The organism is Cupriavidus sp. CER-90 (assembly GCF_057652055.1).
On the sequence record NZ_JBYGYM010000001.1, the window covers coordinates 89,946 to 102,017 of the forward strand.

At 57.7% G+C, this 12,072-nt stretch carries 11 protein-coding genes; 3 read left to right on the plus strand and 8 right to left on the minus strand.

Going from position 1 to position 12,072, the window contains the following annotated elements:
* The first annotated feature begins 51 nt into the window (after window positions 1-51).
* Window positions 52-1,044 carry a substrate-binding domain-containing protein gene (locus tag AC24R4_RS00405; protein WP_487521896.1) on the plus strand — a complete coding sequence of 331 codons (993 nt, stop codon included), beginning with the start codon at window positions 52-54 and terminating at the stop codon, window positions 1,042-1,044.
* Window positions 1,045-1,105: 61 nt separating this feature from the next.
* Window positions 1,106-2,092 carry a LysR family transcriptional regulator gene (locus AC24R4_RS00410; protein WP_487521897.1) on the plus strand — a complete coding sequence of 329 codons (987 nt, stop codon included), beginning with the start codon at window positions 1,106-1,108 and terminating at the stop codon, window positions 2,090-2,092.
* Here the strand turns inward: AC24R4_RS00410 and AC24R4_RS00415 are convergent.
* The 5 genes from AC24R4_RS00415 to AC24R4_RS00435 all read right to left on the minus strand — a co-directional run bounded on the left by AC24R4_RS00415 (window position 2,053) and on the right by AC24R4_RS00435 (window position 7,971).
* Window positions 2,053-3,186, minus strand: a complete 1,134-nt coding sequence (locus AC24R4_RS00415; protein WP_487521898.1) for a porin — start codon at window positions 3,184-3,186, stop codon at window positions 2,053-2,055. The genes AC24R4_RS00410 and AC24R4_RS00415 overlap by 40 nt on opposite strands.
* Window positions 3,187-3,473: 287 nt before the next feature.
* Window positions 3,474-4,379 (minus strand): c-type cytochrome, encoded by a 906-nt coding sequence (locus AC24R4_RS00420; protein WP_487521899.1) that lies wholly within the window; start codon window positions 4,377-4,379, stop codon window positions 3,474-3,476.
* Window positions 4,380-4,402: 23 nt separating this feature from the next.
* Complete coding sequence (locus tag AC24R4_RS00425; RefSeq protein ID WP_487521900.1) at window positions 4,403-5,401, minus strand: porin; 999 nt, start codon at window positions 5,399-5,401, stop codon at window positions 4,403-4,405.
* 845 nt (window positions 5,402-6,246) lie between these two features.
* Window positions 6,247-6,945 (minus strand): GntR family transcriptional regulator, encoded by a 699-nt coding sequence (locus AC24R4_RS00430; RefSeq protein ID WP_487521901.1) that lies wholly within the window; start codon window positions 6,943-6,945, stop codon window positions 6,247-6,249.
* A gap of 9 nt (window positions 6,946-6,954) precedes the next feature.
* Entirely contained in the window at window positions 6,955-7,971 is a 1,017-nt protein-coding gene (locus tag AC24R4_RS00435) for an asparaginase (protein WP_487521902.1), read from the minus strand.
* 123 nt (window positions 7,972-8,094) lie between these two features.
* Here AC24R4_RS00435 and AC24R4_RS00440 point away from each other — a divergent pair, with 123 nt between their 5' ends.
* Entirely contained in the window at window positions 8,095-9,429 is a 1,335-nt protein-coding gene (locus AC24R4_RS00440) for an MFS transporter (RefSeq protein WP_487521903.1), read from the plus strand.
* Between the two features lie 76 nt (window positions 9,430-9,505).
* Here AC24R4_RS00440 and AC24R4_RS00445 read toward each other — a convergent pair whose 3' ends face one another.
* The 3 genes from AC24R4_RS00445 to AC24R4_RS00455 all read right to left on the minus strand — a co-directional run bounded on the left by AC24R4_RS00445 (window position 9,506) and on the right by AC24R4_RS00455 (window position 11,999).
* Window positions 9,506-10,138: a hypothetical protein gene (locus tag AC24R4_RS00445; protein WP_487521904.1), complete on the minus strand. Its 633-nt coding sequence runs from the start codon at window positions 10,136-10,138 to the stop codon at window positions 9,506-9,508.
* A 190-nt stretch (window positions 10,139-10,328) separates the two neighbouring features.
* Complete coding sequence (locus AC24R4_RS00450; protein ID WP_487521905.1) at window positions 10,329-11,423, minus strand: acyl-CoA dehydrogenase family protein; 1,095 nt, start codon at window positions 11,421-11,423, stop codon at window positions 10,329-10,331.
* 6 nt (window positions 11,424-11,429) lie between these two features.
* Window positions 11,430-11,999, minus strand: coding sequence for a carboxymuconolactone decarboxylase family protein (locus AC24R4_RS00455; RefSeq protein ID WP_487521906.1), 570 nt, complete (start codon window positions 11,997-11,999; stop codon window positions 11,430-11,432).
* Window positions 12,000-12,072 lie beyond the last annotated feature (73 nt).

Below are 12,072 nucleotides of genomic sequence, written 5' to 3' on the forward strand. Positions count from 1 at the left end.
AAGTCAACCAACGATTTGTAGGCTACTTAAACAAGAAGGTACACAAGAATCATGAGCAAACTTCCCATTACGTTGGGCTGCTGGGATTACGATCGGGTTTCGGCCCTTATGTCCAATGACATTGCCGTCGATGGTGTCGACCTGAATTTCCTGGCCCAGCCAGTGGAGGAGACGTTCTTCCGTATGCTGAGGCATCGCGAGTTCGATGTTGCGGAAATGTCGTTGTCTTCCTACGTGGTCTCGCTCACACGGAAGAATCCGCCGTTTGTGGCGATACCGGTATTCCCGTCGAGATTCTTTCGGCATTCTTGCATTTTCGTGTCGGCCGTCAGTGGGATTCGGGAGCCGTCCGACTTGATCGGCAAGCGCATTGGCGTACCGGAGTATCAGATGACGGCGCCGGTCTGGATTCGGGGAATTCTTGCGGACGAGTACGGTGTGGCGCCGGACAGTGTCGAGCATTGGACGGGTGGGGAAGAGCAACCGGGCCGGGAGGAAAAACTCAAGCTCGCGCTCCCCGAGCGCTTCAGGGTCACCGCTATCGGTCCCGAGCAAACACTCTCCCAGATGCTTGCCGACGGGGAGATCGATGCGCTGTATACGGCTCGAACGCCATCGACGTTTCATACCCGACCGCAGGACGTGCGTCGTCTATTCGAGCGATATCAAGAGGTGGAGGTCGACTACTTCCGTAGGACTCGCATCTTTCCGATCATGCACACGTTAGTGATTCGCCGCGAAGTATACGAGGCAAATCGCTGGGTTGCGCAATCGCTATACAAGGCATTTTCCCAAGCTCAGCGGAAGGCATACGAGGATCTCCATCAGACAGCCGCGCTGAAAACGATGCTCCCATGGCTGACCGCTCACGTCGAAGAGACGGAAAGGGAACTAGGCCGTGACTGGTGGCCTTACGGCTTCGCTGCGAACCGCCACGTGCTGGAGACGTTTCTGCGGTATCACCACGAGCAAGGATTGTCTCCAGCTGGGCTGACCCCTGAGATGTTGTTCGCCCCCGAAACGATGGAGCGATTTGTTATCTAGAAAATCGTGACTGGCGCTGTTCAAGTGCGACTTGGATAGCGCCATGCTCGGGAGTACGGAAATGAAACTACAACAGTTACAGGACTTCGTCTCCATTGCGCAGTGCGGCAGCATACGCGCTGCGGCGCGGGCGCGTAACGCGTCCCAGGCCGGGCTAACGCTAAGCCTTCAGCGCCTGGAGCGTGAGTACGGCGTGAGTCTGTTTGAGCGACGTCCGCACGGGATCGCACTCACGACACACGGAGAGCGCGCGTTACAGCACGCACACGCGGTGCTACGGGAATTCGAACGCGCAGACCGAGCACTACGCCAAATGACGGCGGAAGGGCATGATGAGGTCCACGTCGGGGTCTCCCTCGACCCATCTCTCACCATGGCAGGTAAGGTACTTCGAGATTTTCAGCAAAGATACCCGAAGACGGAGTTGGTGGTAGTTAGTGGCCCTTCGGTTGAAATTCTGCGCGCCTTGCGAAACGGCCGGGTTGAGCTTGCTGTGACCGGCGTACCGGAGGGGGCTGCCGTGGCTGGCCTTACCACTCTATCTCTCTACAAGAGTGCCTCAGCGGTAGTTTGCCGGCAACAGCATCCCATGGCCGAGGTCAGTTCGGCTGCGTCGCTCACAGAGTGCGATTGGGTACGTCTGGCCGGAGAAAATGGATTCGAAGGAGGGGCTTCCCAATGGAAGCAATGGTTTGACCTGCCTTCCCTGCCAGCACCCCGCTCGCTTATGGTCGTCAACTCGCTGCTAGATGCAGTGGCGGCGGTGCGCGAATCGGATCGACTGACGATGCTGCCGCGCGCAGTGGTTTCGCATTGGGTGGGGGGGGAGATTCTCCGAGCCCTCGATCTGGACGTTTCGTTGCCTGAGCATCAGATTTCCCTCGTCTATACGATGGATCGTCCTCTGACGGAGCCGGCAAAGTTGCTGCGCGCGATGTTGACATCATACGCTCGGTTGAATGCGTCTCTGGCCGGAGTCGCGGACGTTCCGGCCAGGTGGAACCCGGATCAGAACTTGTGTCGAATACCTGTTACGACAAGCGTTTGATGTTGGTTGCTGGAAGGTGCCAAAAGGTAGATATCTGCCTTGGCGCCCTGAGCTTTCTGGTACACGCCGAAGAGATAGATGTCAGTGCGCTTCGAGAAGAAATAATCAATGCTCAGCTGTCCCATGTGCCACTTTGGACTGCTCGAGAATCCGCTGTACGACCCGTTTGTGAACACATAACCCGCGCCGAGTACTAGTGAGGGGGTCAGATTGTAGGTAGCGTTCAGATCGAAGTTGTTGAGGCGAAGCCCAGTGTTGTCTTTGTAGTCGTACTTGACATAGGTGTACATGCCGTTAATGCGAGTGGCGCCAATGCTGTAGCCGGCTCCAAGTCCCGCAACGCGCTGCTTGCCAACACCGACCGCCGGATTGAGCGGGCTGGAGTGGAACAGCACGAACGGCGCACCCGCATAGTCGTCAGTCACTGCGCCATTGGGGTTGTTGCTCCCAGCCAATCCCGGGTTGTCGAGTTGCAGGTACGCCGATGCCACACGCAACGACCCACTTTCGTAGATTCCGCCGATGCTGAACGAGCGGTTGTTTGCCGCCCCTGCGATGTCGGACAGTGAATAGGTGGCTTCACCGCGGAAGCCGCCCCAGTTTGGCGTCACGTATTTGACAGTATTGTTGTGACGGTAGCTACCAAATACATTGTCGTTGTCGCCGATGTGCGTAGCAAGCCCAGAGGCGGCGACCGGCGCCGACATGATGTCAAGCGTGTCGTAGATGGCGTCATACTGGCGGCCAAGCGTCACAGAACCGTACTGATCGTTTCCCAGTCCTACATACGCTTGCCTGCCGAACAGCCTTCCACCTTGCTGGGACCTGCCGTCGTCAACGGCGAAGCCGCTTTCGAGTACAAATAGCGCCTTGTTCCCGCTTCCCAGGTCCTCAACGCCTCGAATGCCCCATCGATTGTTCTGCATAGTGCCTGGCAGCATCTTGACAGAGGAGTGCCCTCCCTCGTTACTCGCGTATCCGATGCCAACGGATAGCAGTCCATATAGTGTTACCGACGACGATTGGGCCTGCGCCGCGTCACATATGCCAAGTGCTCCTCCCGCCAGCAGCAAGGCCAAGTTTGCTTTGTTCACGTCTCCTCCTATTTGTAGACCCGACTGTCTCGGGCTTCTTGCTAACAGTGTGGTTGAAATATGGTGGCGTACCAACCGTTAGTACACGTAATATTGATGCCGAACCGGACTAAAGGGAAGATTGCGTTTGGTTATCGCGATCGGTAAGAAGATTTGCGTTTCAAAAGAGACCCGCCCGTCGGCGAAGCGACGTGGAGCAGTGGCATTGAAGAAAAAAGGGGGCGGACTCAGGGGTGGCGGGCATGCTGTGAGTCGCCAGTTTCAAGCGTGCCGCACAGGGCGCTGTGTTACTCGCGTGCGCCGAAACCCTTTTTGGGAGGCAGCGAACGCAAGTACGCGACAATAGCGTCAACGTCCTCCGGTTTCATGTTCTGGTAGTAGGAGAACGCCATCGGGAACCTGAGCTGTCCACCACCCTTGCGAATTCCCTTGGTAATAGCATCCTTGATTTCCTGATCGCTCCAGTTGCCGATACCGCTGATAGGGTCGGGGGTAATGTTGCGCGACACGTTGTAGACTTCGCCGGTTTGCCAGCGTACGAACTCCGCGCCACCTGCCCCGAGCCGATTGGCATAGTCCTTCTTGGCACCTTCGCCCGGTGTATGGCACTCCATGCAGTGAGCTACTGTCGCAAGGTAGCGGCCATAAAGAATCTTGTTCGTCCGGGGTACATCGGGTACGGAGATCCTGGGGCCATAGCCGCCCTTAGGTGGGGGCGGATCAAGGCGAGAGTTGGTGCGTGGGACGGGATTGTTGACCGCCGGAATCGAGCGCATGTAGATGATCAGCGCGTTGAGGTCGTTGTCCGATATCTTCCGGAACACGTCGATGGGCATCCGCGAGGTCACTAGCGTTCCGTCCGGACGCTTTCCATATCGCACCAGGTCGGCAATCTGTTTGTCGGTCCATTTTCCGATGCCCGTTTCGGCGTGTGGAGTCAGGTTGGGGTTGGTCCAATAGGTGCCCTCCGGAAGCTTTCGGTTGCGTCCCGCCAGTTCCATGCCAGGCAGCGGATTATTGTTCTTGTCCAGCGTGGTGTGACAATTACCGCAGGCAATGACAGCGTTCATTAAATAGCGGCCACGCTGAAGTTGTGTCTCGTCCTGGGCGCTCGCGTTGCCGAGCCAGAGTAGAGCGTAGACGAATATGGAAAACGCGCGGCGGGTGGCGGTTTTCACGTGATGGTCGATCATGGATGTAGCCTCCTGTGCGAAGGTCAGAAGCGATGCGAGATACCTACATCCACCATCGTCGAGGCGACGTTCTGGAGCGTCTTGTTACGTGCCGCGTCGGTGTAGAGGTAGGTGCGTTTGCTGAGTCCGTACTGCAGGCCTACGCCGTAGCGCGTGGCCGTCGTCACGCCAGGCAGGTTGCTGCGAGTGGCGGCATAGCCAAGCCGGATGGTTGTTGCGCTCCACACCGGAATGCGCGCGCCGCCACCGTAGCCAGTCAGGCGTGCCGGACCCTCAGGATCATTGATGGCGAAAGAGCCGAGCAATGTGATGCCTTCTAGGACGTAGGCTGCGGCGACTTGGCTGTATTTCGTGTTGAGGTTATTGACTTCATAGCCACCCATGAGCGAAAGGGGGCCCTCGCTGTAGTTAAGCGAGATACTGATGGGATAGCTTCGAGAGCCGGGGTTATCCTCTTTCGCCTGTACACTGACCCGCCCGATCAGGCCTCCAAAACTGGGGGTGTCATAGAAAACCGCGTTTCGCCAGCGGGATACCTGTCCTGGTACGGCTGTTCCCACGCCCGTCGTATTGACCGAGGCGTCTTCTGAGTTGTAGAAGGCGGTCAGTAACGGCTGTAGCGCTGCCACAGTGGTGTTGAGCCACGGGTCATAGGTCACGTTCGGTTGCTGTACGGCGGTCAGTCCGCGGCCGAGGCGGAAATGTCCGAATTCTCCGCGTAGGCCTACCCGCGATTCACCGCCGAAGAGCGGCGCATTGTTGTTGCTCTCCAGCGTTCCGGTATCGGGCTCGAAGCGCATTTCTAGCGCGAAGGTAGCAGCCAGGCCGTTACCCAAATCTTCGATACCCGAGAAGATCAGCCGATTGTTGTTGCCGCGGTTCATCGCCCAGGATTTGCTCGGCCCCGACGTGTAGCGCACGCCGACATCCATCAAGCCGGCAATGCTGACTGACTGCGCTGCAGCTGGACCTGCGCAGGTGCACGCTCCTGCAGCAGATAGAAAAATCCGTCTCAAAGCCATTGGTGCCTCCCTGCATTACTTGTCTATATAGAATGTGTACAAACGGTTGGTATACTATCTATATGTGTATGCAGACATACTGGTGCTTTCCCTGAACGCACTCGAATTGCAGATCCCTTTGGTTATCGAGATAAGGGTTTCAAATCAGGGGAGAATTGCTCGCCGACCTACCGCGTAGAGGCGCTATTCCTTAGAGCGTGGGGGGAGGGCTGTGGTCTGGTTCGACCTCAAAGTAGGGCAGCACGCACGCCGTGCATGGTCGTATCGGAGGTTATGACTTTGCTGAAGCGATTCTCGCCTCGATGGCTTTGATAAAGCGTACCAAGCCACCCACGTGACCGACGATTGCTATGTTTCAAGCCAAAGACATTGCATCGTTGGTTTTGTCCATTGCTGCGTTAGTCTTTTCTGCGTTCTCGTTTTGGCTCAACTATCGCAACAGCAGCCGCAACGTTACGTTGGGTCGAAAGCCCGTCCTGGTATTCGAATATGACGGTGGCGTGGGTTGGATACTCCGGAAGGTAGGCAATGGCCCCGCGCTGAACGTCATCGTCGCCCAGCGATTACTTACCGGTGAATGGCTCAACCCCGTCAGAATTCCTCCCTTGGGAAAAGATGGAAGAATGGTGCTGACATGGCTAAATCACGTCAACACCACGGGGCTGGGCGCAACATATGTGGACTCAGAGAACGTCCCCTATACGTCAATCTGTCGAAAGGACCTGAGTCGCATCGAAGAGGGGGTGAAATCTGGTCCCTGGCCCGACGAGGAAATTGGGCGCCACTGGGATAATCCAAGGTGCGTCGCGTGGCGTCGTCAGGCAGGAGGCCTTCAAGCGCCTCCATTACTCCGAAATGGCATCCTTCTGCGCATCAGCGATCGCATCAACAATGATCCTGAGCGTCCCGTCCAGATGTTCAATCGTCTGCGTCGTCGCTCGCTTGATATCACGCTGCCGGTAGAGCTCAAGCATGTCACTGTGTTCCGTATTGGACGGCGCGATGTGCGAGGGCCGGAAGTAGAGCGAGAGCGAAACATACGGGGCAGAAGCGTCTCGCAGCGTTTTGACGAGCTGAGCAAGCCGCGTAGATTCCTGAGACGCCCAGAGCGCAGCATGGAACTCGAGATTGAGTTCGGTCCAGCGGGTGATGTCTTCAGTCACAAGCATCTGCTGATGAATCTGCTCGGCTACCGCAAGGTCCTCGGCGGAATTGCTCTTGATGGCCTGCTCTACCATCAACGGCTCGAGCACCTTCCGAAGCCGATAGATCTCCTGGACGTCCTCCAGCGTCAGGCCTCGCACGACCGCTCCGCGGTGCGCATCGAAAAAAACAAGCCCCTCCGACACAAGAATGCGTAGCGCTTCCCGCACGGGAGTGGTGCTCATCTCCAACCGCTGTGCGAGTTCCTCCTGGCGGAGGCGCTCGCCTGCCTTTAGGCGCCCCTGCAAGATTTCGGTACGCAGCGCCTGAACTGCGTACTGGAACGCAGTCAGCGGGCGCCGCGTTGGGGCTTTGGGCTTGGGCTCAGTGAGGGTTTTCAAGTGGAGGTGTCAGTGTTCGGCATTGCCGCGGAGTTTACCCCACTCGGCCAACCCGGCTGCCAGGTCGGATGCGGCTGTATTCGCGCCTAGCAGGGCCGCCAGAGCCAGTCGTGCCTTGAGTGGTGACAGCCATCCGGCAAGCAGGGCGCCCCGTTTGGCCAGGTCAATCTCGGAGCCTTCGAATCCATAGGTTGCTGTGGCCGTACAGCCCCCTCCCGTGCGACTGGCAACCACGACGGGGACTTGCCGCGTGAGACTTTCAATGCGTCTTGCGAACGCCGCAGACACGTGGCCCGCGCCAAATCCCGCGACGACGACGCCCTGGTATCCCGCGTGGATGGCGGCGCTGGCGAGCTCACCATCATCACCGAGGAGGGCAGTGACCAGGGCGATCCTGGGCAATGGGGTACTCGGCCTCGCAAGGACGGTGCGGTGTAGCGGGGCACCACAGTAGGTCGGCGAACCCTCGATGACGCGGCCGAGGGGACCGAAGTCCGGCGACACAAATGCCTGAACAGACAGGGCATCCCCTTTGGCGACGAATCTTGCAGCGTGGATGGTGTCGTTCATGACGACCAGCACCCCGCGACCCCGGCTATCTGGAGAGACGGCGACCTGGACGGCCGCCAGCAAGTTTGCCGGACCGTCGGCCCCCGCGGAGAGCGGTGTGCGCATCGCACCCGTCACGATCAATGGCTGTGCGTGACTCCAGTACAGGTCCAGCAGGAAGGCGGTTTCTTCAATCGTATCGGTGCCTTGCGTCAACACCACGCCCGTTGCGCCGTCGCGAACCTGTTCCTCTGCCCACGCAAGACTCTGCAGTACATCGGAGGTGGATAAGGAGGCACTTGGGAGTCGCAAAATGGAAGCGGCGCCAATCTCGGCAACGGCATTGAGTCCAGGGATGGAGGCCGTCAGTTGCGCTGCGTCAAGCGTGGGGACAACGCCGCCCGAAGTCGCCGAGGGCGTCATGCTGATGGTGCCGCCAAGGGATCCAACCGCCACATAGGGTAGTGCAAGAGTCATAGGATGCTCCGGAACATTGAAAGTAAACACTATGCATTATATATAATGTACAGTAGCAGCGGTTCGGACCGCTAGAACATCGCTGCAGGCCACAACAGCCAACAACAACCAACGGAGACTCACATGGAACACCAGGGAGTACAGCCCGGGCGCTACCGATTCGCGATCTTCAGCTTGATCGTCGTCATCGCTCTCATTAACTACATCGATCGTGGTGCCATCGCGTATTCGGCTGGCCAGATCATTGGCGAGTACGGCTTCGATCGCGCAGGCTGGGGCGCAGTGCTTGGCTACTTCGGATACGGCTACATGTTCGGTGCTCTCATGGGCGGGGCCCTGGCCGACAAACTGGGGGCAAAGCGCGTGTGGGTAATCGCTGGCACCGCCTGGTCACTGTTTGCCATCGCCATGGTTTGGGCGGGAGACATCGGGATCGCGATGTTTGGCGGCTCGGCGCTGACAGGCTTCGCGACAGTGCGCGTGCTGTTTGGCTTTGCAGAGGGGCCTGCCTACTCGATTATCAACAAGACGATGGCGGCCTGGGCGGCGCCGAGCGAACGCGGCTTTGCGGTGTCGATTGGCCTGCTGAGCACGCCGTTGGGGGCACTGCTGACGGCCCCCGTCGCGGTGGGTCTACTCCTGCTCACTGACAGCTGGCGAGTCATGTATGTCGTGCTCGGCGTTGTCGGCCTTGTGCTTATTGTCTTGTTCTCACGCGTCTATACCAACCAGCCAGATGAACATCCCAAGGTTGGTGCGGCGGAACTTGCACTGATCAAGGCGGGGCGGCAACAAGCGAGCAGCAATGCTGCGGGAGCAAATCTGCCGTGGTGGACGTTCTTCCGAAGCCGTACGCTGGTCTGCAACTCGATCGGATACTTTTCGTTCATCTATGTCAACTTCATGCTGTTGACCTGGACGCCGAAATACCTGCATGACCAGTTCAACTTTACCCTGTCATCGCTCTGGTACGTTGGCATGATCCCTTGGGTCGGTGCGTGCGTGACGGTGGTGCTGGGTGGCAAGATCTCGGATTGGCTGATGAAGCGCACGGGCAGGCTGGTGGTCGCAAGGAGCTGGTTTGCTGCGACGTCCCTGCTTCTGACCGCGGTGTGCTTTGTGTTTGTGTCGCAAGCACAAAGTGCGTGGGCGGTGATCGGCTTGATGACCCTCGGCAACGCACTGAACGCGCTGCCCAATTCCGTCTATTGGGCCGTGGTCATCGACACTGCCCCATCCAAGGTGGGTACCTTTAGCGGAATCATGCACTTCATCGCAAACATCGGTGCTGTCGTGGCGCCGACCTTGGCAGGCGTCTTGTCGGCCCGCTATGGCTATTCGTCGATGTTTGTCGCGACTGCCATCGCGGCCGCCGTCGGTGTGTTTGCGATGCTGCAGGTGCGCCCAGGTGAAGGCAAGCAGTTCCAAAGCGGCGACGCTCTTGCCGTGACGCGCTGATTGAAAGGGGTGTGCAAGCTTTGGCGGGAAGGAGAAGACGGACGACTTCCGTCTTGCCTTCCTCACCACTACTTCGCTAAGCCTTAATCAAGTCGATAATGTCCATCGCCAAGCCCGCAGCTATCGATGCATAGAGATAGGTGGCCGCCACAACGCCAAACTCAAAGACAACAAAGGTACGGAGGTCATATGCGACAAATCTCCGTCTGACGAGCAACGCTTTGAGCTTTGCTGTGGGGAGATTCGACACCAACTGCTCGAATCCAAGACGGCGAGAGATCCCGATACTGTGGGAAATCGACATGCTGATAAATGCCACGAGGAATACAACCTGCATAACAGGTGGCAGCTTGTCCAGCGATGGAGCGCCAATCAAGGTCTTACCTATCGCTATGACGGCGGCGATCGCAAAGTAGGCAACTCCAAGTACGCAGATGCCCCATCTTGCGATAACAATCGCGACTGTCACGGCCAGCTTCCTGGTTCTGCGGGAATAGTCAGAGTATGAGCGCTGACTCTCGATGACCAACATGGCAACTAGCGCGCATGTCGCTGAGATGGCGAAGTCCAGCACGCGATATCCTGTCTTCATTATTAGCCACGAAGCCAGAAGGGATACGCACCATGTAACCAATTTCCACTGAAGCTTCTGGTCGGACGTAAGTCCCCTCTTGTAAAAGTCCTGCGTCACGCCGGGGCGAATGCTCATCGACAGTCATCTCTAAACACTACTCGCCTGCGATTGTATTCGTTTTATTGAGGAAAGCGCTCCAATGTCAATATTTTGTGGCGGTAGGGGGAGAGCTTCTAACGGCGTCGAGTGATGGTCAATTTGCAGGATATAACTGCTATGTACTGGCGATCCGATCGCCCCCCCCCCGGGGGAGGCTGGTCAGGGTCTAATTTCCTGCAACGCTTTCGAGAGCGTCTTGCCGCAATTCCTTCTTCGCGAGTTCTTCCTTGATCTGGGCCAGGCTGGGCGTAACGATTGGCAGAAACGCGGCTTCGCGCAAACGGCGAGAGAAGCCCTCGTTGCGGCCGACCATATATGCGGAGCCACCCCGAGCGCGAAGTTCCGCCTGAACAGCAGCAATGGCTAGTTCAGGGAGTTCAATGCGAATGCCAAACAGGTTGCGAGCATCCTTGGAAAAATGCCCACGGGCAAGGCCTTCCAGCATGTTTGCTCGGGCGCTGAGCAGTTGTAATTCAACCTTCGCAATGTCGCTTGCCAAAACAGTGCCTGCCTTCGTTTTCCGTCGGGCTTCATCAAGGCTTCGCCTAGCCAAGCCAATGGCGAGGCCACACTGCAGCGCCAGGAAGGCCGGTCTGACGCGAGGCAGGAAGGTGCGCGCATCCTCCGCGATGAGCCACTCCCTTGCGATCGGGACATTGTCCAGTTTGGCAGAGGCGGTATTGCTCCCTCTTAGTCCTACAAGATCCAGATCTGCACTACGTTGAAGCCCTTCTGACGGAAAAGGGACCACATACACCCCTGGGATGCCGGACTCGTTGTTGATAGCGGCCACTGCCAGCAGAAAACCGGCAGGATGGAGATTGGTTGCCCACGGCACGTTCCCGTTCGCTGTCCAGCCATCGAGCCGCCCTTGCACCGTGATCTGTAAGCTTTCGGTGCCGCCAATGAACTTCATCGCATTGGACAGTCCAGTTGCGCCCGCGACGCTGCCCTCCAGCAATTGGGACAGGCACCTGCCTCCCAACGTCTTGTTTCCACTCTGCAACACATATTCGACGAATGAGCGTTGCGCCCAGAGAACAAAGGCGGCGGTTTGCGAGTACTCGGCGACTTGAGCGATGCACTCGACAGCAGCATCGAGCTCTCGACCGTCCCCCCCAAGATTCGCAGGCACCCCTATCCTGAACAAATTCGCTTCGGCAAGCCGTGGCAGAACCTCCTGCGCCTTGCCAGCATGGGAATCAAGTTCTTCGGCGTTGGCTGCCAGCCATGCCGTTAGTTCGACGCTAAGGAGGTTCATGATTGATTAGGCAGAAGGATTCCAACGGTAGGCGTCAAGCTCCGGGTTCAGTGGTACTTGTGCCAAGTTGTTGCCGAAGTTGCAGAGGGTGGCAAGGCTTACGCCCAAAACGACTTCCAGGGCCTGAGATTGCGTAAAGCCTGCATTAAGAAAAGCAGCCAATTCCTCGTCCAGAACGGCACCGCGGTGACGGATCACCGCTCGAGTGAAGACGGCAACGGCCTGCAGTTTCGTGTCGGCAAGGTCGACTTGCTTGCGAAGAGCGTCGACATCTGCGGCGTTCATCTTCGCCTTCTTATTGGCAACTGCTGTATGACCTGCCACGCAGAATCCGCAACCATGGGTGGCTGCCGCGGTGATTTGGACAGTCTCGCGTTCGGCCAGTGTCAGCGACGCACGACTGTTGATCTCGGAAACGGTTAGGTAAGTTTCCAAAGCTGCCGGAGCGTTTGCCAAGGCAGCGATGAGATTTGGCAGAAAGCCATTGTTTTCAATGACTTTGGAGACGAACGGCCGGCTGCCTTCCGGAGCGGATTCAGCCGTGTGGAGCAAGATGCGATTTTGGGAAACGGACATATCAAGTTCGGTTGCAATTGCACTCTGTGGAACCCGCGGGTAGGACGCCGCAGGCTGCTCCGAACCCTCGGTG